General features: G+C 46.0%; 18 protein-coding genes and 2 pseudogenes. 7 read left to right on the top strand and 13 right to left on the bottom strand.

Annotated features, from left to right (window positions below):
• Nucleotides 1-2: 2 nt before the first annotated feature.
• Both J07HQW2_RS10015 and uvrB read right to left on the bottom strand, forming a co-directional pair.
• Nucleotides 3-1109 carry a sulfite exporter TauE/SafE family protein gene (locus J07HQW2_RS10015; RefSeq protein ID WP_021055377.1) on the bottom strand — a complete coding sequence of 369 codons (1107 nt, stop codon included), beginning with the start codon at nt 1107-1109 and terminating at the stop codon, nt 3-5.
• Nucleotides 1110-1503: 394 nt separating this feature from the next.
• Nucleotides 1504-3606, bottom strand: coding sequence for an excinuclease ABC subunit UvrB (gene uvrB, locus J07HQW2_RS10020; RefSeq protein ID WP_021055378.1), 2103 nt, complete (start codon nt 3604-3606; stop codon nt 1504-1506).
• Between the two features lie 169 nt (nt 3607-3775).
• On the opposite strand from uvrB, the gene J07HQW2_RS10025 reads away from it, so the two are divergent.
• Both J07HQW2_RS10025 and J07HQW2_RS10030 read left to right on the top strand, forming a co-directional pair.
• A complete protein-coding gene (locus J07HQW2_RS10025) occupies nt 3776-4069 on the top strand; it encodes a DUF7553 family protein (protein ID WP_021055379.1) in 294 nt (97 codons plus the stop codon).
• A 248-nt stretch (nt 4070-4317) separates the two neighbouring features.
• Nucleotides 4318-5610, top strand: a pseudogene (locus tag J07HQW2_RS10030) (RNA-guided endonuclease InsQ/TnpB family protein).
• Between the two features lie 76 nt (nt 5611-5686).
• On the opposite strand, the gene J07HQW2_RS10035 reads toward J07HQW2_RS10030, so the two are convergent.
• Together J07HQW2_RS10035 and J07HQW2_RS10045 are read right to left on the bottom strand one after the other, a co-directional pair.
• Entirely contained in the window at nt 5687-6346 is a 660-nt protein-coding gene (locus J07HQW2_RS10035) for a hypothetical protein (protein WP_021055382.1), read from the bottom strand.
• A 547-nt stretch (nt 6347-6893) separates the two neighbouring features.
• The gene (locus tag J07HQW2_RS10045) at nt 6894-7760 is read right to left on the bottom strand and encodes a sulfurtransferase (protein ID WP_021055384.1); all 867 of its coding nucleotides are present in this window, start codon (nt 7758-7760) and stop codon (nt 6894-6896) included.
• 254 nt (nt 7761-8014) lie between these two features.
• Between J07HQW2_RS10045 and J07HQW2_RS10050 the strand changes: the two genes are divergently transcribed.
• On the top strand, nt 8015-8941 hold the full coding sequence (locus J07HQW2_RS10050) for a sulfurtransferase (protein ID WP_303704065.1): 927 nt from the start codon (nt 8015-8017) through the stop codon (nt 8939-8941).
• 47 nt (nt 8942-8988) lie between these two features.
• Here J07HQW2_RS10050 and J07HQW2_RS10055 read toward each other — a convergent pair whose 3' ends face one another.
• Nucleotides 8989-9669 carry a class I SAM-dependent methyltransferase gene (locus J07HQW2_RS10055; RefSeq protein WP_021055386.1) on the bottom strand — a complete coding sequence of 227 codons (681 nt, stop codon included), beginning with the start codon at nt 9667-9669 and terminating at the stop codon, nt 8989-8991.
• A 192-nt stretch (nt 9670-9861) separates the two neighbouring features.
• Here J07HQW2_RS10055 and J07HQW2_RS10060 point away from each other — a divergent pair, with 192 nt between their 5' ends.
• Nucleotides 9862-10440, top strand: coding sequence for a DUF7090 family protein (locus J07HQW2_RS10060; protein ID WP_021055387.1), 579 nt, complete (start codon nt 9862-9864; stop codon nt 10438-10440).
• A gap of 138 nt (nt 10441-10578) precedes the next feature.
• Here the strand turns inward: J07HQW2_RS10060 and J07HQW2_RS19600 are convergent.
• From J07HQW2_RS19600 to J07HQW2_RS10085, 5 genes and pseudogenes are all read right to left on the bottom strand, one after another.
• A pseudogene (locus J07HQW2_RS19600) lies at nt 10579-11687 on the bottom strand (IS200/IS605 family accessory protein TnpB-related protein); the annotation flags it as partial.
• 323 nt (nt 11688-12010) lie between these two features.
• The gene (locus J07HQW2_RS10070; protein ID WP_021055389.1) at nt 12011-12808 is read right to left on the bottom strand and encodes a DUF7089 family protein; all 798 of its coding nucleotides are present in this window, start codon (nt 12806-12808) and stop codon (nt 12011-12013) included.
• Nucleotides 12809-13121: 313 nt separating this feature from the next.
• The gene (locus J07HQW2_RS10075; RefSeq protein WP_021055390.1) at nt 13122-14102 is read right to left on the bottom strand and encodes an OapC/ArvC family zinc-ribbon domain-containing protein; all 981 of its coding nucleotides are present in this window, start codon (nt 14100-14102) and stop codon (nt 13122-13124) included.
• Between the two features lie 96 nt (nt 14103-14198).
• Nucleotides 14199-14600, bottom strand: a complete 402-nt coding sequence (locus J07HQW2_RS10080) for a DUF2073 domain-containing protein (RefSeq protein ID WP_048075619.1) — start codon at nt 14598-14600, stop codon at nt 14199-14201.
• Between the two features lie 5 nt (nt 14601-14605).
• Nucleotides 14606-15247: an Era-like GTP-binding protein gene (locus tag J07HQW2_RS10085; protein WP_021055392.1), complete on the bottom strand. Its 642-nt coding sequence runs from the start codon at nt 15245-15247 to the stop codon at nt 14606-14608.
• Nucleotides 15248-16311: 1064 nt separating this feature from the next.
• Between J07HQW2_RS10085 and J07HQW2_RS10090 the strand changes: the two genes are divergently transcribed.
• Entirely contained in the window at nt 16312-17892 is a 1581-nt protein-coding gene (locus tag J07HQW2_RS10090; RefSeq protein ID WP_021055394.1) for a Cdc6/Cdc18 family protein, read from the top strand.
• Nucleotides 17893-18030: 138 nt separating this feature from the next.
• Here the strand turns inward: J07HQW2_RS10090 and J07HQW2_RS10095 are convergent, their stop codons facing one another.
• Nucleotides 18031-19005, bottom strand: coding sequence for a S24/S26 family peptidase (locus J07HQW2_RS10095; protein ID WP_021055395.1), 975 nt, complete (start codon nt 19003-19005; stop codon nt 18031-18033).
• A gap of 204 nt (nt 19006-19209) precedes the next feature.
• Here J07HQW2_RS10095 and J07HQW2_RS10100 point away from each other — a divergent pair, with 204 nt between their 5' ends.
• Nucleotides 19210-20823: a DNA-directed DNA polymerase II small subunit gene (locus J07HQW2_RS10100; protein WP_394324611.1), complete on the top strand. Its 1614-nt coding sequence runs from the start codon at nt 19210-19212 to the stop codon at nt 20821-20823.
• 60 nt (nt 20824-20883) lie between these two features.
• Here the strand turns inward: J07HQW2_RS10100 and J07HQW2_RS10105 are convergent, their stop codons facing one another.
• Nucleotides 20884-21432 carry a hypothetical protein gene (locus J07HQW2_RS10105; protein ID WP_021055397.1) on the bottom strand — a complete coding sequence of 183 codons (549 nt, stop codon included), beginning with the start codon at nt 21430-21432 and terminating at the stop codon, nt 20884-20886.
• Between the two features lie 535 nt (nt 21433-21967).
• Between J07HQW2_RS10105 and J07HQW2_RS10110 the strand changes: the two genes are divergently transcribed.
• On the top strand, nt 21968-23146 hold the full coding sequence (locus J07HQW2_RS10110) for an aspartate kinase (RefSeq protein ID WP_021055399.1): 1179 nt from the start codon (nt 21968-21970) through the stop codon (nt 23144-23146).
• 72 nt (nt 23147-23218) lie between these two features.
• Here the strand turns inward: J07HQW2_RS10110 and J07HQW2_RS10115 are convergent, their stop codons facing one another.
• Complete coding sequence (locus J07HQW2_RS10115; protein ID WP_021055400.1) at nt 23219-23878, bottom strand: metallophosphoesterase family protein; 660 nt, start codon at nt 23876-23878, stop codon at nt 23219-23221.
• Between the last annotated feature and the right edge of the window lie 64 nt (nt 23879-23942).

Genomic DNA, 23942 nt, shown 5'->3' on the forward strand with positions numbered 1-23942 from the left:
AACTAGATCCCACCAGTAGCCATCATAAGTAGTGCTACAGCGATAACAGCGAATAATCCCCCGACAAATGTTTTAATCGTATCTGTACTGAGCGCATTCGAGACGTATGGAGCGATTTGTCCGCCAAGGACGGTTGCTGGAACAGTAAATATGACCATATTCCACGGTGTTGAGGCAAGACTGATGCTATGTCCGCCAACCAAACCCCCACCGAAGATATGCACAATCGAGGCAAGAACAGCTGTTAACGCAACGACAATATGATTTGTTCCGATAGCAACGCGAACTGGAACCTTTGTTCCAAGCATTGAGATAATACCAAGCTCGCCAACACCGAATCCGGCTAGTCCCTGGAAGATTCCACCAATACTATAATTCCCGAATCGACGGACGTACCCAGCACGGGTATATTGATAATTATCACCTTGACGATCAACGCGTGTGACCTGTCCATTTTTATCTGTGCTGACGCCAGCGGGTCCAAGTTTATCTTCATCGTTCGGTAGTGATGAAACGCCACCATCAGACGCCGTACGGTCTACACTTTGTTCATCAGCACCGTTCTCACCGGATGCGTCATCGTCATGTTCGTGTTCAAGATCAGTCTGGAACAATAGATATGAAGCAGCAAGCAACGCAATTGCGAGGAGCCCATGGAACAATGGCTCCGGAATAATGAATGACAGAAGTGCGCCCCCAACAACAAATGGAATTGCGCCAGCAACAAGTGCGACTGATAGTCGACGATCAACGAGTCCATATTGAATAAACGCAACAGCTGAACTTGAGAGCCCAAATGCTTCACTAATTAATCCGACTTTGACAAGCGTTTCAGGTTCAAGTGGGTGAGCGAAGATTGGGAAAATAAAGATCAAAAACGGGACAAATACCGCAGAGCCGCTGATCCCGACAGTATTGACCATTGTCGCACCAAGAAGGAAGGCTGGGAAGAGCCACCAGTATTGAAGCCAGTACTCAATGCCCACATTCGTTGGCGTCGGGGCAACAAGGAATACCGTTGTAATAAATGCAATCGGTGCAATCAGGACGAATATATGCTGGTATCGCAGGAACGACTTCTGAATACCATTGTATGAGACGGAACTCATGAATCTAAAATGAATCTAATGTAATTTCTGTCGAAAAAAGCTATTTTACTGTTAATGATGCTAACCGAGGATGATGATTCGATATGAAAGATCTTGAACGAAAAACAATACTCTGTGGCATGTTATGTCATCCTCTCATCCGCGTTATGCTGTCGAAGACTGCTGAATTGGGCAGACAATAAATGATGTCGTACCATAATATATTATTTCGATTCATCAAAATAAAACTTCATATCTGCGGAATATATCTATTATATGATCATAAGACCCGTCTGAACGATTCATTTTCGTTCGTGTCATAATTACTGATAATTAAGTATAAAATGCCATAGAAGCAACATTTTTTACCTCCAATAAAAAGGTTCTGTGTCGTCTCTTCGTGTACGCACAATCATCAATTCGTATCGTTGGATGATGGCGATGCGAGTGGGTCTTGTCCAGGGTTAACCCCGCTTTTTCCATCTTTAGCCTCATTATCTTTCAATCCAAACTCACGTTGGAGATCACGGATCTGGTCACGGATATCAGCAGCAAGTTCGAACTCGAGATTTGAAACGGCTGATTCCATTCGTTCTTCAAGTGTCTCAATCTGTGCACGCGCTTCCTCTTTATCAACTGGAGTTTCAGTCGTTGTTGTTGTGGAATCACTATCGCTTCCCGGGAGATTTGTCTCACCGATTGACTTTTCGATAGTCTGCGGATCATATCCGTGTTCCTGATTATATTTTCGTTGGATCTGTCGACGTCGACGAGTTTCATCAATTGCTGCTGACATCGAGTCTGTGACTTCATCCGCATAGAGGATCACCTCCCCTTCGACATTACGCGCTGCGCGACCCATTGTCTGCACAAGCGTCGTTTCAGATCGAAGGAATCCTTCCTGGTCAGCGTCGAGAATGGCGACAAGTGATACCTCCGGGATATCGAGTCCTTCACGAAGGAGGTTAATCCCAACAAGAACATCAATCGAGCCAAGCCGAAGGTCACGAATGAGCTCATGTCGTTCAAGCGTATCAGTCTCATCGTGCATATACGCCACATCAACACCGGCTTCTTCAAGAAATTCAGTCAGGTCCTCCGCCATTCGTTTTGTAAGTGTCGTGACAAGGACTCGTTCATTACGCTCAACGCGTTCGTTGATTCGATTTAGTAGATCATCAACCTGACCGGTTGCATCTGCTATCTCGATTGCAGGGTCGATAAGATGTGTCGGTCGGACAATTTGCTCAACTATCTGTTCGGAGTGATCACGCTCATATGTACCGGGCGTCGCTGAGACATACAGTCTCGTTCCAGTTTTTTCTCGAAACTCTTCAAAGGTAAGCGGGCGATTATCGTATGCTGTTGGGAGGCGGAATCCATTCTTTACAAGAGAATCTTTACGAGATTTATCTCCTGCAAACTGTCCTCGAATCTGTGGAAGCGTCTGATGAGATTCATCAACAACGGTCAGGAAATCATCAGGAAAGTAATCTAATAACGTATGTGGCGGGTCACCAGAGTCTCGACTGGACATATGAACTGAATAGTTCTCAATGCCTGAGCAGTATCCTGTTTCTCGAAGCATCTCAATATCAAATGTCGTTCGCTCTTCAATCCGTTGTGCTGCGACGAGATCACCCTGACGCTCAAAGTATTGAATCCGGTCGTTCATTAGCGTTTCAATCTCACCAACAGCTGATTCGAGTTTCTCTTCAGGAATCGAATAATGCTCTGCAGGGTGGACAAGTACGGCTGGTTCCTCAGAGACAACATTCCCAGTAAGTGGGTCAAGTTTTGATAATCGGTCGATCTCATCGCCCCAGAATTCAATCCGGACAGCATAGCGACCGTACATCGGATATACTTCGACGGTATCACCACGGACGCGAAAAGTTCCCTGCTGGAAGTCAACATCATTGCGTTCATAATTTAGATCGACAAGTTGTGCAAGGAGTTCGTCCCGATTAATCTGATTACCAACCTCGAATCTGAGAGCCATATCAGTGTAGTTCGCCGGGTCACCAAGTCCATAGATGGCAGAGACTGACGCAACAACAATGACATCATCACGCGTGAGAAGTGAGCGAGTCGCTGAATGACGAAGTCGGTCAATCTCTTCGTTTATTGAGAGATCTTTATCGATATAGGTGTCTGTCTGCTCCACATATGCTTCCGGTTGGTAATAATCGTAGTATGAGACAAAGTATTCTACTGCGTTATCTGGAAATAACTCGCGGAATTCTTCGTATAATTGCGCCGCTAAGGTCTTATTATGCGCAATGACAAGCGTTGGTCGCTGGAATTCTTCGACGACCCAAGAAACGGTATTTGTCTTTCCAGATCCTGTGACACCCAATAAGGTTTGTTCGTCCATCCCAGAGTGAAATCCTGATGCAAGCGTATCAATTGCATCCGGTTGATCGCCCGCTGGGTCAAAAGGAGCGTCAACACGGAAATCGCGGTCAACCGCCGGTCGATCAGGCGAGAGCGGCCCCGACTCGGAGGTGTTACTCATTGTGAGCTTTTTATAGGTCGATATACTTGAGCGAGTTGGTCAATACGATGGAGATTAATTCAGTTCATGTGAATATGATACCGCTCAATGATCATAATTACTAGAAATTCCATATCTCATAATCGTAATGTCCCGAAATACTTTGAGCTACGATGATATATGATATTGTATGAGCCGAGAACAACTGCAGAGTGCGAGTGAAAACCTCCGTACAGCAAGCGAAGCTGCGGACGGGACTATTCAACGAACGCTATATGAGCAGTCAAACGATATCGCAGAACTGGCGGCGCGCAATCAGGAAATAAATCAGGGTCAGATTAATGAACGATTGGGTAATCTTCAAACGCTCATAGAAACGATTGAAGATACAGATAACATTTCAGCGGATGTTACTGATCATGTCGATCAAGCCAAATCTGACCTTGCGACACTCCGTGGTGACTCTGATATGAGTGATCATTGACTGTATCGTATTTAATATAAATTCGGTGAAAAAAGAAATCACATAGATTCTAAAGCAACAGATTACTCGAACAGCCGCTGAGCGAGTTATACAGATTCGAGGAGAATACCTGCGTCTGTAGCCGCAGGACAGAATAGGATGAATCCGACAACTATTTCGGTTTTTCACAGTCGATGGCAGACTTGGATATTCAATATACCGAATTGTGTCTATACTTTTCATCTCATAACATGTAATGTACAGAAAAGATGCTGAATACAACCCGCAGTTACGTTGCACATATTACGAACCACCAACAAGTTCGTGATGATCTCGATCAGTGCGGGTTTTCTGCATCAAAACTGTGGAACGTCGCACGCTACTACAGCGAACAATGGTGGAATGATGACGGTGAACGGTGAGATACCCGACGAAACCGAGTTCAAATCGGAGTTAAAGACTCACGAGCGGTATCCTGATTTACATTCAGTCAAGTCAAGTCAAGTCAGCGAGTTCTTGAAGAGCTTGCTGAAGCGTTCACTGGGTGGTACAACTCTGATGATGGTAATAATCCACCAGGTTTCCGAAAACATGGCGACCGACATCCACGTTCTACCGTGACGTGGAAGAAGAAAGCTATCAAACACGATGACAAACACGAGCAACTGTGCCTCTCAAAAGGTTCCAACCTGAAACAAGGTCGCTCTGACTTCATTCTTGCAGAGTACGAGACACGACCTGATGTATCGGTTGAGAACATTCAGCAAGTGCGTGGCGTTTGGAATGGTGATATGTGGGAACTACATATCGTATGCAACAAACATATACCAGTTGAAGATACACCCGGTAATCAGACGGCTGGTATTGATCTCGGTATCAAGAACTATCTTGCCATTGACTACGAAGGCGGAGCAAGTGAACTGTATCCGGGCAATATACTGAAAGAAGACAAGCACTATTTCACGCGCAAGGAGTACCAGACCGAAGGCGAGACCGGTTCGTCAAAACGTGCACGGAAACGGAAGGCTCAGTAAAAACTCTCCAGACGCAAACGCAAAGACCACTTCCTGCATACTCTCAGCAAGCATATTGTCCAACGTTGCGTCGAAGAGGGTGTAGCAGAGATAGCCGTTGATGATCTCAGTCTCAGTGATATTCGTGAGGATGACAGTGGTGAGTCCCGCAACTGGGGGCACGCAGGCAACAAGAAGTTACACGGTTGGGAGTTCGCACGATTCACCGATCTGTTGGAGTACAAGGCTGAAGAACACGGCATACTGGTAACACGGACTGATGAGGAACACACCAGTAAGACATGCTCATGTTGTGGTCAAATCAGCGACAGCAACCGTGTTGAGCGTGGGCTATACGTCTGTGATTCGTGCGGTGTACCGATGAACGCAGATGTGAACGGTGCGGTGAATATTCGCCGACAGATAACTCAGAGTCCCCCGACTGGGGATATGAGTAACGGCTGGTTGGCACAGCCCGGAGTGTTCCTGTTCGCCCGCGAGAGCGGGTCGTTTAATCCGAGAGAACAGGGAAGGGAAGGGATACTGTAAACCATAATCTCCCACCGCTTGGGATTCCTGCGTCTTCAGTTCAGGCGCAGGAGGATGTCAAAATAGCATGCTAATATTAACAGACATTCTTTGGCTTGATTCCCATCTGCTCGAGCGAGTCGACATATTCAGTATATGCTGCGTCAATGACTGCATCGGCACTGCTTTGTGCACGCTCCCATGCGGTGTCACTGTCACAGGTCGAATTCAGTGCTGTGATTACACGGTCACGGTCAGACTCAATCGCACTTTTGAGATCACGGAACTCACCAGCCGTTTTTGGCTCAGCGTTTCCAACAAAGAATCCAATCATTTGACTAACCTGCTCAAGCATAACAAGTGAACGTGCTAGAAGTCCACCGAGTCGAGAAGGGGTCATCTCCATTGATTCTAAGACATCATACAACTGAGGATCAGTAACTGTCTCTATTTGTGATACATCAGGGTCAAGATTAACAGCACGTTCACCCGCATCAGTCGCGATAACGGTAAATAGTGTATCCGGATCCATTTCATCAATTTCATCTGTGTGATGATCTTCAGTTGAATTCTCAGACTCACTCCATGCGTCAGTGACCGTTGAAACTGCATCTGCATTGACTGCTGCTGCAGCGCGAACGACTGCACCATCCATCTCGCCATTAGTTATAGCATACATTGCTTTTGAGGAACCGAGTCGAGAAAACGCCGTTTCGTGGTCATCTCGGAGTGTCGCTGCAAGGTCTGAGGCATCCATCATATAGCCGCCAATTCGAGATGCGACTGTTTGTACCCATCGTTGCCATCAGGACTTTTTAATTGTAAGCTATTCATCTGTGTAGCCTGCACTAAGTGACCGCGAATCGAAGCAGTTCCAATGTTGTCGTTGTACTCATCAGATACTAGCTTATTGACACGGCTGGACTCGTAGTAATCCAATCGCTCGGGTACCATAACTGTCGAGTTGTGGCTATTTACTGTATAAAAAACGTGACTGTCACGTGAACTACTCAGACCTATTCACTCCACTACGCTTTGTTCGCTCGTTGAGGAAATGGAGTTAGCCTGTAAGCGGTTAAATCGTTGAGTGTCCAGTCATGTCCATTTCACTGGCAGCACACCCCGCCCATTCATCGAAGTGTTTCTGACATGGTCATTAGTCAGTGACTGGATATCAGAGTATGAGTACCGGTGCGTTTTGGATAAGATAGGAAAGTATAGGCTTCAGTTCATACGACTGTGCTGATGGTGCAAAAGTGATCCCGAACGCACAGATTAGATTTCAGAATTGAGTCGAGACCGAATTAGTCCGCGCTACCAGTCTCAATCGGTGCGCCAACAAGATTGCCCCATTCGGTCCAAGAGCCATCATAATTCACGACTTCGTCATAACCGAGCAGTTCATGAAGTGCGAACCAAGCAATTGAGGAGCGTTCACCAATTCGGCAGTACGCAACAGTCGTTTCTGAACCATCAATGTCATAATCTGCATAGATTGATTCAAGTTCTTCTGCAGATTTGAATGTCCCATCATCATTGACTGTGTCAGCCCAAGAAATATTGGATGCGCCTGGGATGTGACCACCACGCTGTGCGGTTTCATTCAGTCCTGGCGGGGCAAGGATCTCACCGGAGAACTCCTCTGGGGATCGAACATCGACAAGTGGAAGATCCTGGTCAATGGCATTATCAACATCATCTCGGTATGCACGGATTGACTCAAATGGACCTCGTGCTTCATACTCAACAGCGGAGTAGTCTGGGACCTCATCGGTTACTGGATAGTCATTATCAAGCCAATAGTCACGGGCGCCATTCAATAATCGGACATCATCGTGACCATAGTATTTAAACTGCCAATATGTGTATGAAGCGAACCAATTCGAATTATCACCATAAATAACAACCGTTGAATCTTCTGAGATCCCGTGGTCTCCAAGAAGTGCTTCAAAATCCTCCTTATTCAGAATATCACGGGTGGTTGGGTCCTGAAGTTGTGTTTCCCAATTAAATCCAATTGCACCAGGGGCGTGCGCTTCATCGTATGCTTCGGTATCAACGTCTACCTCAATGAGGCGATGCTCGGGATCATCGCTTTGGAACTCATCAAGTCGGTCTGTGACCCATTCGGGCGATACTAGTACGTCTTTTGCATAATCATCAGTTGTCATTACATCTATAGGTATGTGCTGTATTGGTTTAATTCCCACAGCGACGGCGTGTCCTGCCAATCCTCCGATTAACCGGGTTTTTTTGCTGGATTATAAATACAACTCACACTAACATAGACGGAGCGAGGAGGCGAAATTAAAAATATCAGTAACTACCAGCAACATGTTCTTGTTTCTCTGACGAGAGTGGAAATACAATCAGTCATGAGGATTAAATTGAGCACGTTCAATAATTCCAGATGGTGCATTTAGGTATGGAAACAAGAGCCGTCGTCGATATGTCATGGCTCGTCAAACAGATTGATGCAACAACAGAGGTCACACTAACATCAGTATCAAAGTCGGAGTCAGCAACGAAGTCATGGCGCGATGATAGCGGCGGACCCCAAGATAACACGAATGATGGTGTCGATATAATCCCGGACCAACTTTCGATTGTTGATGTCCGAGACGCATGGGAGTTCGAGGAGATTGGGCATATTCCAGAGGCGGTGAATATTCCATTTGATTCATTTCGAAATGAAACAGGCGATACTGGGATGTTACCCGGACGTGAAAATTGGGAAGATATTCTTACAGCAGCTGGAATCACTGAAACTGACGATATTGTTGCATATGATGATATGCATGGGGTCTTTGCTGCTCGATTTCTCCTCACAGCAGAGGTATATGGACATCCACCAGAACACCTCCATTTACTCAATGGGGACTATAGTGCGTGGAATCAGCTATATAAAACAATATCTGGGACAGGTGTTGAGAGCGCGAACTCATCTGCATACCAAGCAACTGCTAAGTCGGACGTATCATCATCGCCACTCGTTGGATATGAGACAGTGCAGACCGCAATTGATGACCCGACAGCTGTGTTACTCGATACCCGTGACCGCTCAGAATACGAATCTGGTCACCTCCCTGGTGCAATTAATCTTGATTGGCGAGCGGTTGTTGACGATGAGACACGAGGGCTGAAGTCCCCAGGTAAGTGTAAAGATGTGTTTAATTCCATTGGCATAACATCTGAAACACATGTCGTATTATACTGTAACACAGCCCGTCGGATTAGTCATACCTACATGATTTTGCATTCACTCGGGTACACGGATATTGATTTTTATGAGGGAAGTCTTAGTGATTGGCGAGCTCGTGATGGAGCAATTGAGACTGAGGACGCAGACTGACTACGCTCACAGCGATACGTTCCGGATGTAGACAGTGACGTATCTGCTTACGGGGCAATACCCACTGTTAAGAGTGTGCCCCACGTTCGGTATCGATCGATCATTGCTTCACGAGACTCCCAACTCTCTGTTGGAAAATCATCGGCTGGTGGTATTTCAGTCTCGTTGTCGGGTATTGTATCTTGTTCGGCGATATATAATCCAGCTTCACGGAATTTCTCCCGGTACTGCGTCTGATTCCATAGTTGCATGTTGACGCCAATTCTATCTTGCCAGTTGTGTGTGTGCTGTGATTCATCGAAAAAATTGACTGCACAAAAAAACGTGCCACCACTTCGAAGCACCCGTCGAATTTCACTGAGTGTCTGAAGCGGATCTTGAGAATAATAGAAAGCTTCCATACTCCAGACGTGGTCGACGGCTTCATCAGCGAATGGGAGTTGATGGAAATCGCCATTGATAAAACATAGCGATGGGTCTTCGGTGTATTCTCGTGCATTCTGCACCATCTCTGGACTTCCATCAAGACCGAAACTTGACCCAATGTCCTGCGTTTCTCGAAGGGCACGTAGGGCATATCCAGATCCTGTGCCAAGATCGAGAATTGTATCTCCACGTTCAATAGGCATACGCGATAATGCATATTTCGCTGTGTGCCAATGTCGCTCTTCCATCCCACGATCCCGTCCTGTATTTGCCCACTGGTCGAACTCCTGTCGAATGCTCATTGTCAGTAATTACCGATTACTTCTATTTCTGTAAGGTGGTGTCGATTTTTATTTGATATTGGTTCATGAATACTTTAAGATGAGCTCTGTACGCTGATTGTATAATTAGCGGTTATCAAATCGACAATGAGACAACACTATGTATGCGAACGACTCCAGTGAAATTAAGTTAGCGGACTCAATGCTACAGATATGGAGTATGGTCTCGCTATTGAGAATGCACCAGGATCCATTCCTGGTGGGACTGGAGTATTATTACTACACCCAAGTATCGGCGAAACAGATCGAATTGACACAGACTTCTTGAAGACAGATACTGATCATTTCCTTGTTATCTCAACACGAACGACGGCCCGAGAGGTTGATCAAAAACTCGAGTATTATGATGTTGATGAGTCACGAGCTGTTATTCTTGATGCACTCTCAGTTGAGCGTGGATATTCACGACGGGAATCAGACCGTGTTCATTATGTCTCATCACCGGATGATCTTGATGGAATTGTTGATCGGACAGATGAGTTCTTAAACAAACATGATGGAAAGTGTCGATTGAGCCTTGATTCAGTGACCGAACTAGCATACTATGCTGATGTCGATGGCGCCTATGAGGCGAGCGATAAGTTACTTAAATTACTAGTTGAGAATGATGCAGTCGGACTGTTCCATCTCTCAAAAGAGGTTCATGAACAAGAAACAATTGAGCGGTTTCGTGAACGATTTGATGCGGTCGTTGAACTTGGCGTCGATGAATGCATTACTGTCGACTTCTAAGTGATCATAATACCCTACTGATTTACAGTTGATATTCGCTTCTGTAAGTGGAATTTCCTGTCTCGATATCGCAGTTACATTCTTGATATCCTCCCCGCAGTAAAGTAAACGGCGAGGATTCCCGACAGTTGGGATATTACGATTCGCATCACGCTTCCGCCCATAACACGAACACGTCTTCGACATGTCTCGCTCAGACACCCGGTCAACGAGGATACCGTATTCTTCGGTCTTGTGTTCAAGTAACGTAATAAAACGATTGAACTCCCACTCGTGGAGTTTCTTGTTGTTGTTTCCACGCTTACCCCAGTTCCGAGACTCGCAGTTATCGTTCTCATCTTCACGATCACGAATCTCACTCAACTCACCGATGGCGATGCAGTTCTCAACGATGTGTGTCGCGAGGACGTGCAGGAAGTGGTCTTTCGACCGGGACAACTTCTGACGGACACGAAACGCACATCGTGACGGACCGTTCTTGCCTTCGGTGTCGTACTCATCTCGGCTCGGCTGAAGTAGTGCTTGTCCTGCTTGACAACGTTCCCTTAGATACAACTCGGCGTCGCCGTCATCGTAGGCGATGGTGATGCCGAGATCGACACCTGCCGTGTTGTCGCCGTACGCGTCCTCGATGGGAATCTCCTTGTTACAGACAAAGTGGAGTTCCCGGCGGTCGCCGTTCCAGACGGCTCACACTTGCTGGTGCTGGATGTTCTTGATACTCACGTCCGGTCGTGTTCCGTACTCACAGAGGATGAAATCCGAATCGGCGGTGACGAGTTGTAATTGAATCCTTTGGACAGCGGAGGGCGGAGCTTGTTATGTTTGGAGCGTGCTTGATACCCTTCTTTCCACGTGACGGGATGATGAAGCGTGGGTGTTCGTTGCCGTGTTTGCGGTAGCCGAGTCGGGTGGGTTGGCGTTCTCGTCTCCGCGTTGGCGTGGCGTGGGTTGTACCAACTCAACTGCTGACCGACTCAGCAAGTTTCTCAAGAAGTCGCTGAGTTGACTGAGAATAGAGGCCACTGTATCGGTCGTGTTCGTTGAGTTCAGATTTGAGTTCGCTGTCGTCGGGGATTCCCCGTCTTCGTCCTAGTGGGTGTAGTGTAGTATCGGGCGACGTTCCACAGTTTCGACGTCGACGCGGAGAACCCACACTGACCGAAGTCGTGGTTATCGCTCAGTTGAGAGAGATTACCGATTGTCGCTCGATAGGCACGGGTACGGGTTATCTTCAGCGTCGGCATCGAACTGTGTTCATGACCAGTCATGGGATATTGTGAACTAAAACTACCGTGGGAGTTGGAATATCTAGCAGTGCCATCGAACGTGGTCAATAGAATAGAGGAATTGTCGGCTGTATCCCCGCCCTGCGCCGAAAGGCGGGGTCAGGGTTTAGTCTTGTATCTTCCATAGGATACATACTAATCGGACCTCCACCAGTCTAAAGACGAGGGGATGTCAATTGAAATTAAATTCTAAAAGATTAATCATCGTCTACCACAACGACACTTGATTCTGGCTAGTCGACAATATTATGATTGTAACTAGAGCTATATGAGTAAGTCACTCAGAGTGGATTCTCGTTCTCATCAAGCTTTTCAAACGTTTTTCGCGCCCAGCGAACAGCGTATTCAGCGTCATATTCAAGATATGCTTGAGTGTCTAACGCGGTGAATGGTGTTGGAAGCTCAAGGTCGTGTTTGACTGCTGAACATGCGTATTCAGTCGCATCAGCAAAGGCTGTTTCACCTCGGGCAACGGCACCTGGAAGTTCTTTGAGTCGACCATCAAGTCGATTGCCTGCATCGTCCCATGCATCGTATACTTCTGGGTGTGTCCCCTCCCAGGATTTGAATACTGATCGCGTCTGAAGACCGACCCATGCATCATATAATGCAGCTGCCACCTGATATGCGTCTGCAGATCCAAGCGGAATAGCCGAATCTAGTTCGGTGTACGCTGACTCAAAAAACGGGAGGAAATGCTCGGGAGCCCCGGTGTCGATCTGAACAATTGCCTCGGCAATAAGAAATTCAAGAAACTGGGTTGGTGTTCCTGCTGCTCGTTGTTTAATTAATATTGTTGGAGGGGTTGTCTGGCGGGTCCACGTGACAGTTCCGTCGCCAGGCATGCCAATCGTGAATTCTGAGCTAGCATACCGTGTGAGTGGTGATGGAACATCTGATGGGAGCCATTCTGCCGGATAACTGGCAGGAGCAACCCCCTCAACGAATATTCCAAGCCCCTCGGCTATTGCTGGTGGGAGTGTCTCAAAGTCTGATTCGACATCAAGGACAACAGCGTCAGGAGCGTAAGTATCCTTAACCGCTGCAACAGAGGATGAAAGTTCACGAGAATCGAACATAGCCTATATTTGTGGCGTAGGTTTTTCAGCGCCCGGATTGTCAATGAATTCAATTGAACAATTATAATTGATCGATTAGGAATTACTGATGACTGTCTACCCAAACGCAATAATAAATATAAGAAAGGTTCTCAAAGCGGCTGATATGCCAATTGTCACAAGAACAATCTTGCCTGCACGACTTATACTTAGTTGGATTCAGCCATTATTACTAAATGCTTCAATATCGCCTGTCGAGCTATTAAGACACAATCATATAATTAGCAACTAACCATTGAGAATGTTCTTAATGGATACTGATCTAATATGTGCGTTAATTAGTATCATCCGATAATCCGTCACCCGCATTAGGTACCTCAATAATATATCGACCGTCTTCCTGCAGTGAAATAATATACTCTGATCGGTCATACAGTTCCATCAGATTGAGTTCATACTGTCCCGGTGCGACAATGCGGATGCTCTCAAATTGCTGATTTAGTTCAGTCCGAAGGTCGCTGAGACCCGGACCATCATCATCAGCAGAAGGAGATGACTCTGAGGATGGTTGAGACGTATCTGTAGACATCTGAGAGTAGTTCCTAGACGATAGCTCCGATTTACCTGGCGATGCTGAGGCCTCTTGTTGTGTGTGAGGTTTAGCGTCTGAAGATGATTCTGTGGCTGCAAGTTCCTCGGGTGAAACAATATTTCCTCGTGCACTTGCCTGTGCATCATCCTCATCATCTCCTTCAGATGGATGTAACGTAGAATCTTCTTCTGAATTTGTGGTGTTTGAGGCGAGATGATCACTAGACTCTATTGAATTTTCAGTTCGCGTTTCCTCTGTGTGTGAGTCACCAACGTGCGAGTGATCAGTATATCTGGTATCGGCGTTATTTGCCTCACTATCTTCAGTTGCGTTGGTATGTGGCCACGGATCAAAATTGGAGTCTGAGTTCGATTGATGCGTCTGGGTTTGTGTTTGATCTTCACCTACAGAGGTATTTGCTGTTGGATGTGACTCGGCACCTACACCATCGTACGCTGTTGTATCTGGCTTTGGAACGGGATCAGCATCTGATGATGACCGTTGAGTATCGGGTTGACTACCGGTTCCTGAGTGTGTCTGTTGATCTGATCGCGATTGTGAGTGGGAGCCGGACAGTTCTGGTTTGGGTTGTGTTCCTGACTCAGGTTCCTGTGATGAAGGGCGAAACTGGAATTTATTTCCACTGCAGTTTGGACACCCAGAGAGCATTTCCTTGGATCCATCAGGAAACACGCGACCGCAGTTTGTACATTCGTGTGGCATTTAGTGTAATAGTGTCCCTATAATGATTGTTCGTACGATGTAGCGTGACGTTGTATGACGCAATGTGTGATTATTCTTATTCTGTTTCAAGTGTAATTATTCATGTGAGATGAACGCACTGATGAGATCTTCATCCTTATGTAGTGTTTCAATCTGATCTGCCGGTCCAATGACTGTGAGTTTCTGTGGAGACTCATTTCCAACTAATCGTCCAAAGAGACCAGTATTACTGGCGGTTGATTGTGGATATGTCTCAATCTCGATCCCATTGAATTCATCAGGGCTGATTTCGGTCATTGTTACCTCAATGAGACGAGACTCCTCATCAGGCGAGAGTCCTTCTTCGAGAATAACAATATTACCCTCACGGACACCATCAAGGATCAGTCTGATTTTTTCCATGCTAGTGAGATTTTCCATTCGAGAGCCACTGATCATGTCGATCTGGACGCCATCAGTAGGCGGCTCCTCGGTTTCATCAGGTGTCATTTCTGGCATTGTATTCACCCAAAGTACTCCGCGATTTTGCCGTATACTTCATCCATGTTTGTTCCCTCAAGCGCTGACAGCGGTACGGTTTCATGTTGTGGGAATGCATTCGATATTTGTTGAATATTTGATTCTGTAAGATCAGTCTTGTTTGCAAAAATAAGAACTGGGAGGTCTTGACTCTCGATTATTCCAATAAGCATTGTGTTCACCTGTGTAAATGGGTCCTGTGTGCTATCAAGGACGTATATTACACCATCAACATCCTCTCGGAGCCAATGCATTGCCTCAGCAACCCCCTCTGTTGCCTCTCGAGAGCGTCGGACAGCGTCATCTTTCTCCATATCATGTTCAAGAAATTCTTTGTAGTCGACCTTTGTCGTGACGCCAGGTGTATCAACAATATCAATATTGACTGTCTTCCCGTCTCGACTGATCTCAACATCTTCTTTTCGTCGTGCGCGACGCGTCTCGTGTGGAATTTGGCTCTCAGGGCCCACTGCGTCTCCAGTCCAATCACGAGCAATACGGTTTGCAAGAGTTGTCTTCCCAGCATTCGGTGGACCGTAAATACCGATCCGTTTCGGGTCTGCATCCGAAAAGAGCCGGTCAACGACCCGTGTAATATTTTTACGTAAGTTTGTAATCAATCCCATCCTGTCCTCCCACGCCGCTTGAGTGGTACCAACTGCTCCGAAGTGGCGTATGGCGATAGCACGTTGTTGTGGTTACTTAAACACTGCGTCAGACATGAACACTGAATATGACATATAACGGCATATGGTTTCAAAATATGATTACGACATGATAGTTAGTGTCTTATACCTCACTGGCACGGAAAATGGAATATCCGATTTCACACCCGATGATACGCGTTTATTGACGTATTAGCTCCATCTACTGTCGTGACGACCGTACCTGTCCATATCTCAACCCCCCCACCCCTTCGTTTCAACTGGAGGCGTGGACAGGTACCCGGGCTTGCTGATCGGGAGAGTTGCAATAATTTATTTCGTCTTTTGTATACTTAAAATATATAATAGACGTACAGTAATAAACTAATCCTGTACCGTGCGGATATTGTTATATAGTATATGATATAAAGTTTTCTGTTATTAATTATAATCAACAGAGTACCCCCCACCCCCATTATTACGACTCCACCTGAAACGAAGGGGTGGGGGGGTTGTTACGACAAATAAATTAGATAGGATACATTACCGTCAGATCAGTAACCGTCAGCATGAGATGATAAAAGATAGGGAAAGCACGTCTTACGATCTCTGGTAGATGCGTGGCATCTCCTATACAGAATTATCCAGAAGATACATTTGATACGACTTGCACCGGTAGATGACTACATGATTATTCAGCCATCAACTGTATTACAGCATCTTAATATTCATCTGTAATTACAAGAGATAGATTTTTGTATCGTGCACCCATCCGTTTCGATTGCATCAACTAGATATCGGTGTGACTACCCGATATAATAAATTAGTCGTTTGAATGGCTAAAACGCCTTATTCGGACGCTGTCATTACAATCTCCACCTGAAGTCAAGGGGTATAACAGGGGAGGAGAACCACTAAATGCATACCAACAGAACACATAGCACTTCTTCATTTGACAATTTCGAATTATCTTATACGGATAAAAAACAAACCAATCAATATCGGCATCACCAACAGAGTCGGTTGGTCTTGACTTTGATGAATATATGAGCCACAATGACGATCGCCACAACGTTGATCATCCGGACACCACCGACCAAACCGATGATGTCCCTCAAGATGATATAGGTCAATCTAAACCTGAACAAGAGCAGGGACTGTTCGATAACTTGCTTTCCGGTGAACCAATATTCGAGAATAAAGAAGTACTTAGACCATCATACACGCCTCGAAAGCTTCCGCATCGAACCGAGCAAATCAATCAGATGGCGACAATTCTTGTTTCAGCCCTCCGTGGTGATACTCCGTCGAACATTTTAATTTATGGAAAGACTGGAACTGGAAAAACTGCCAGCGCAAAGTTTGTTAGCCAGGAATTAGAGTCAACGTCACAAAAATACGATGTTGCATGTGAAGTCGAATATATCAACTGTGAGGTGACTGATACACAGTATCGTGTTCTTGCACAGCTCGCGAATAAGTTTATTGAAAAAAATCGTAAACAGGTTGATGAGCGACTTGATGAGTTAACGACACTTCAATCAAATGAGGAATATCTTTCTGAGTCTGCTCCATCGACAGTAGAATCAACAGACGTGGGTGACGACGACATGGTCTCGAATGAGATGACAAATGGGTCAACAGGTGAGTATCTTAATCTTGCTGATCTCGCTTCACCGTTTGACTCAGCTCGTGATCTCAATGACCGAATCAAATCGCTCCGTGAGGATCGTGAGGGGATGGAATCGGTTCCAATGACAGGATGGCCGACTGATCGAGTATATTCAACCTTCTTCGACGCTGTTGATTATAAAGAACGTGTCGCTGTAATCATGCTTGATGAAGTCGATAAACTTGTCGAGAAATCCGGTGATGATACCCTGTATAATCTTTCACGAATGAATTCTGAACTTGATAACTCACGCATCTCAATCATGGGTATTTCTAATGATCTCAAGTTCACTGATTTTCTTGACCCACGCGTCAAATCGAGTCTTGGCGAAGAAGAAATTGTTTTTCCTCCGTATGATGCGAACCAACTCCGCGATATTCTCCAGTATCGGGCCAATTCGTCATTTAAGGACGATGCACTCACTGATGATGTTATTCCGCTGTGTGCTGCCTTCGCTGCCCAGGAGCATGGTGATGCCCGTCGTGCTCTTGATTTACTCCGAACAGCTGGTGAACTCGCAGAACGGACCCAAACAAACACTGTCGAAGAAGAACATGTCAGACAAGCACAGGATAAAATAGAACTTGACCGAGTCATCGAGGTGGTGCGAACACTCCCAACACAATCAAAGATTGTTCTGTATTCAACGATTCTTCTGGAGAAAAATGGAGTACACAGCATCAATACCGGCGAAGTGTTCAATATATACAAGAGATTGTGCGAAGAGCTTGATACTGATGTGCTGACACAGCGTCGCGTCACCGACCTGATTTCAGAACTTGACATGCTTGGAATTGTCAACGCTATTGTTGTCTCAAAAGGTCGATACGGTCGGACAAAAGAGATTTCGTTATCAGTTCCGATTGAGGAGACTGAAACAGTTTTATTATCAGATTCTCGGCTTGGAAACATCGAAAATGCACAGCCGTTCATACAGGCTCGATTTGATAATTAAATAACTATTCAGCTATACGTATTACAATCTGCAGGAAAAGCGGATTAATTATCCTGAGACGTGAATCTGGACAGTTCACGCAGAGTAATACACTAATCAGTGTACGACGATATTCCAAATAAGTGTATATCTGTACTGCTATGTTATATTTGAGGCTTTCAACACTGGAACAATCGCGAGTGCTCCAGCTAACTGGAGTCGAACATACCCAAGATAAGGGATTCGAAGTCGTGCTGCTCCACGAATCCACATTGGTCTGACCGGACCAGCAATCCCCGTCGCTTGATCATAGCGTGCATTTGCATCGCCCTTTGTGATGAACCCAGCATGCGGAGCTGGACAGTTCCGCAGTTCATCACACCCATCAACATTCAGATACGCTGAGTTTGCTTCCTCATACCAATTTTCACCATCTTCAACAAAAAAATGTGCTCGGTGGATGATTGGCGACCCTACCCGCTGTGGAGGATCATAAATAATCACAGATCCGGTTCCACTGAATGTCTGATATCCGCGTGACTTTCCTATTTCAGCTGTGACGACGCCAGTGTCTTCGTGCGCATAACCCGGGCTGAATCGCGTTGTTTCGGTCACCAGTATCAGATCACCTCGCGACATCTCTGGCTCCATGCTTCCACTCTCAACTGCAACCATAGGTGGCCAGACGCCACTGATTGCGAACAAAATAAACCCAATAGCAACGACAACAATGATACTGTATATCGTTTCTCGAAGTGTCGCGATTGCACCTCGTCTTATCCGTGTTACTGTGCCTGCTTTTGAGGTACGCTTTGGCTCTTGATGTGCTCTATGATAACGGCTATTATCATGTTCTGAGCGCGAATCTGGTGTTGGAGCCTCTGTCTTCTGATCACGGTTATCTGACTCAGCACCGTTCTGACGACGCTCTTTTTTGGCTACATCATCAGCACCACGATCAGACTGTGGTCCCCATTGGAAGGGGATTTCAGTTTCATCGTTATTATTCGTGTTTTGTTCCGTATCCTGATCTATATCCGTAGGGCTATCCTCTGTGCCAGAGTCATCAATACCGGTAGCATGTTCTGTATACCGTTGTTCCGGTGGTTCGTCGTCTCCGGCGTTATCCGTCATTCAATCAATAATCGGTATCGTCGCGTTTGAAACTTCTGAAGCAACACATCACGATGTAAAGCATATTAAGATTCAGACCTTCTGGAGAACTATTGCACCAATATAACTAAGAGATGGATACGTACTATTCGGCAGCATATCTGACGCTTATCTATCATGATCACGTTCAATATGTTTTTGACATACCGTCTCCTCAGCAGTGACGTGGCTACGGAGTTATCGGCACGTATTGTTTCCGCACTTGCACAACACGGGTATAACGCAGACCGCGAGGCTGTGACGCTTCTTGGGAGTGCTAATCATCCTGATACCGCGCTCAAAGAGGTTCTTGATTCAATCGCGGATGATACACTTCGAATTACTGCTGTTGATGTCCGCTCTGCGCTTGAATCAATACCAACAGATGACTCTAGCGTAAGTGATGGTGGAGAAACGGCAAGCACCGAGACAATGAGCACTGATACTATCCAACGGAGTGCATCCAATTCAAAAACGCGGTCTTCTCAATCAGAGTCTACGTCTTCACGCTCCATTGACTCAGCACCCAATTTAGATTCATCTACAGATCCGATCACAAAAGACAATCCATCGACATCACGACCCGGTACATCTGCGAACGCATTCGATATTATTGGTGATATTACCGGACAAAGCACAGGTACTGGTTCATATGATGATTTTGTGTCGGTTTTTCGAGATCGATATGAGCGTCTTTCATCGCATCTCCGAAGCCGTGTAAACCACCGACCCACGCAAGCCATTGATTCAATGTCTGGCAACACAGACGCAGCAATTGTCGGATTAGTTAATGATATTCGCTCGACAAAGAACGGTCACTGGATCGTTGAACTCGAGGATACAACGGGTACATTTCCTTGTCTTGTCATGAAAGACCGGTCATTTGCTGATGTCGTTAATGAGCTGTTATTCGATGAGTGTATTGCGATTGAGGGTACTCTCTCAGGAGATGGGGAGATTCTTTTTGCGAATGATATTCATTTTCCCGATATCCCTCGCAATCATACGCCAAATACTGCTGATAGACATGTTCAAGCGGCACTGATTTCTGATATCCACGTTGGAAGTCAAGAGTTCGTCTATGATGCCTGGGAGCGATTTGCCGCGTGGCTTCATACAGATGAAGCCGAGGCGATTGAGTATCTCCTGATCGCGGGTGATATGGTTGAGGGCGTTGGGGTATATCCTGACCAGGATGATGAACTCGATATTGTTGATATCTATGAGCAGTATGAGGCGTTTGCTGAGCATCTCAAATCTGTCCCTGGCGATATGGAGATCCTGCTTATCCCCGGAAATCATGACGCTGTTAGACTTGCTGAGCCACAACCTGGATTTGATGATGAACTTCGTTCGATCATGTCAGCACATGATGCACGTATCTCGGGGAATCCGTCCCTTGTGACGATAGAGAATGTTCAAATACTGATGTATCATGGCGTTTCTCTCGATGAAGTTATTGCTGAACTCCCATCTGAGAAGGCGAGTTATGATGAACCACATAAAGCAATGTATCAGCTATTGAAAAAACGGCATATCGCTCCTCAGTTTGGTGAGCGGACGCGTCTTGCACCTGAGGATAGTGACCATTTGACTATCGATAATATCCCGGATATATTTCACACCGGCCATGTACATAAACTTGGATGGGGAAAATATCACAATGTGCTTGCAGTGAACTCTGGATGCTGGCAGGCACAGACAGCATTTCAACGGTCCGTGAATATTGATCCTGACGTTGGATATGCGCCAATCATCGACTTAGATACGCTTGAAATGACCGTTCGGAAGTTTGTCTAAGACACATGATCAACAACTAGTGATAGGGTAATCACAGGCTGTTGAGTGTGGCGCCCCTATTTACCCTGCATTAAATCGATATCGCGTTGTTGTTTCATCTCCAAACCGTGGTCCTCGACCAATTGCTTCAAATCCTGCGTCCTCTGCGGCAGTGGTTGCACTTTCTTCACTTACTGGAACGACAAATTCAACATCGAACCCCTCGGTCGCCGCAAACCGAATAGGTTCTGCAAGCAATGTCTCAGCGATTGTTGCCTCCCCTGCGAGCTGTGTAACATGAACGGTCCCATCTCTGACATCAAAGGCAACAAACCCAATTACATCTGATTTTTCTCCAGTAAATTCGTCATCATCAATCGTATCACCCTCGTTCGCTATTCGTTCATCACCGTTTTTTGATCCAGCTTCAATAGTGCGATCCTGATTATCAGTGGTTTCTGATTCATTTGTGTCACTGCCAGAGCTCATCTCTGATTCAGCATCGTCTCTCTGTCGCTCTGCGACCCGAACTGTTCGGTCATGAACAACATTTCGAAGTGCGTCTGCAGGAAGGTCGGCAATTGCACCGAGTGTCTCAACGTCGGATTCAACCGCATCCCGAACGTCCATATCCATATGACACCGTTACACACGAATGTGTTTAATACTTGCAGGTAGCGCGATTGGTGTCTCTATTAGCGTACGATCATCGAACATTGTATACAATATACTCAGCTGAGAGCGAGAACTCGGCAACGGTTGGGAGAGCAGACAATACTTTATTCTCCCCCACGCAATCCCAGGCTATGTCTGAGCACCAATCAAACACATATGAATATATCACCGACAAAGATCGTCTGTCATCGATGTCGGAATATACGTTTAAATCACGCTCGTATAAGGCATATAACCTGTTATATCTCTTTTTGAACGTGTCTATTCCACGATATTTATTGACGCATCTGAGACTTTTCATTTCTTATCTTCTTATTTTTTTGACACAACTTAATGGAATGTCGACAGCGACATTATCTTTGAGATTGTCATGGGCACAAATGCAAGTGCATATTCAACCCCAAACACGGTCATATCTATTTCTAGATACAGTTCCTCGCTCAGACCCACGTGCTTCTACAGTACCTATCGATACTTGGGGGTACAATGTATGCGTATAGTAACAAAGTTTGGCGGTACCTCGCTTGGAAATGGTGATCGAATCACACGGGCTGCAGACTCAATTGCGGCGGCAATCGATGCAGGTCATGAAATTGCCGTTGTCGCCTCCGCAATGGGGAGCACGACCGATTATCTCCTTGATGAGATTCATTATGACGCCGCCGATAAAGATCGTGCTGAGATTGTTTCGATGGGTGAACGAACGAGTGTTCGGATGCTCAAGGGTGCACTTTCGGCGCGTGGTGTAAACTCGCAATTTCTTGAACCAGGAACCGATGGCTGGCCGATTATAACGAATGAGCGTGGTGAGGTTGATGTTGGTGAAACACAACGCCGAGCCGCCGAGATAGCGAGCAATCTTGACGATATTGTTCCCGTCTTAACGGGCTTTCTTGCAGAATCACATGATGGAACAACAACGACGCTTGGTCGTGGTGGGTCAGACACAACAGCAGTCATGCTCGGACATTATACTGATGCCGATGAGGTTGTCATCGTCACCGATGTTGAGGGTGTGATGACCGGGGACCCACGGGTTGTTGAAGGTGCCCGTAATGTTGGACAGATCACAGTTGATGAACTTCGAAATCTTTCATTCCGTGGTGCGGAGGTGGTCGCGCCGTCAGCGCTCACATATAAAAACGATGACCTCGGTGTTCGGGTTGTGCATTATCAGCACGGTGATTTGCTTACTGGCGGAACACTCATTGAAGGAGAGTTTGAGAATCTCATCGATATGCAAGAAGATGTACTTGGATGCGTCACCGTTGCTGGTCGGTCGATTCGAAACAGTGCAGGTATTCTCGCAGACCTTTCACAATCGCTTCGCGATGATGGTATCAATATTGATGCTGTCGCGTCTGGAATGGATTCAATAACATTCTATATCTCTGAAGATCTAACCGCTAAAGCAGAAAATCTACTTCACTCGAAGGTTATCAAAGATCAGACTCTATCATCTGTTACCGTTGATGATGGTGTTGCAGTCATCCGAGTTACTGGCGGCGAACTCCCGAATCGTCCTGGTGTTATCCTAGATATCGTTCAACCGATTGCAGAGGCTGGAATAAACATTCGTGATGTCATTACCTCTGCAACATCTGTTGCTGTCTTTGTTGCTTGGGACGACCGTGAGGAGACGCTTTCCATTGTTCAGAATAAATTCTAGAATTTATTGATAATTCATATCGAAAAGTGCGGGTGATCAGGAATTTCAGTGTATTATGCTCACTGAGTCATTTTACCGCCCATCATATAGACGCTCGCCAATTTGGTCAGGCAACGTTGTTTCCCTAACGGATTCGACGACAGCATCAATATCATAACTCACCCGCTGTTGTTTCACCGACCAATCGTCAAGATCGACAACTGAGAACGCGGCGTCCGGGTCTCCATCACGTGGCTGACCGACGCTTCCGGGATTCATGACAATGCCATCATTGAATATTTTATGTCCTTGGACGTGTGTATGCCCTGTAATGAGCACCTCTTCAGTATCGAGCATTGACTGAGTAAATTCAGATGGATACGTATACCGATCAGGATCATCTGGATGCCCATGGACAATCTTCACCCGATTATCAAGAAGTGTCCGTGTTGTAGGTCGACCTCCTAACCATTCAATCGCGTCTGAATCAAGCTGTGTCATGGTATACTCAACGCCGGCAGCTGCTTGACCGCCAAACCGAAACTGTGTCCCTGCTGAAACGGCGCGGTCATGATTACCCATTACCGCTGGAATCGACTCCTGTCGAATTCTATTAATACATGCTGTAGGCCATGGATTATACCCAACTACATCCCCAGCACATACGATTTGATCAACTGGAGGCATTGCGGCAAGCACCGCATCAAATGCTATCTTATTAGCGTGGATATCTGAAATCACCCCAATACGCATACATAACTCTGTAGTTAATGAGTCAAAAATGCCTTGCCAACGCTGAAATTATAATAATGGTCTC

It is taken from the genome of Haloquadratum walsbyi J07HQW2, from assembly GCF_000415985.1.
Lineage (GTDB): Archaea > Halobacteriota > Halobacteria > Halobacteriales > Haloferacaceae > Haloquadratum > Haloquadratum walsbyi_B.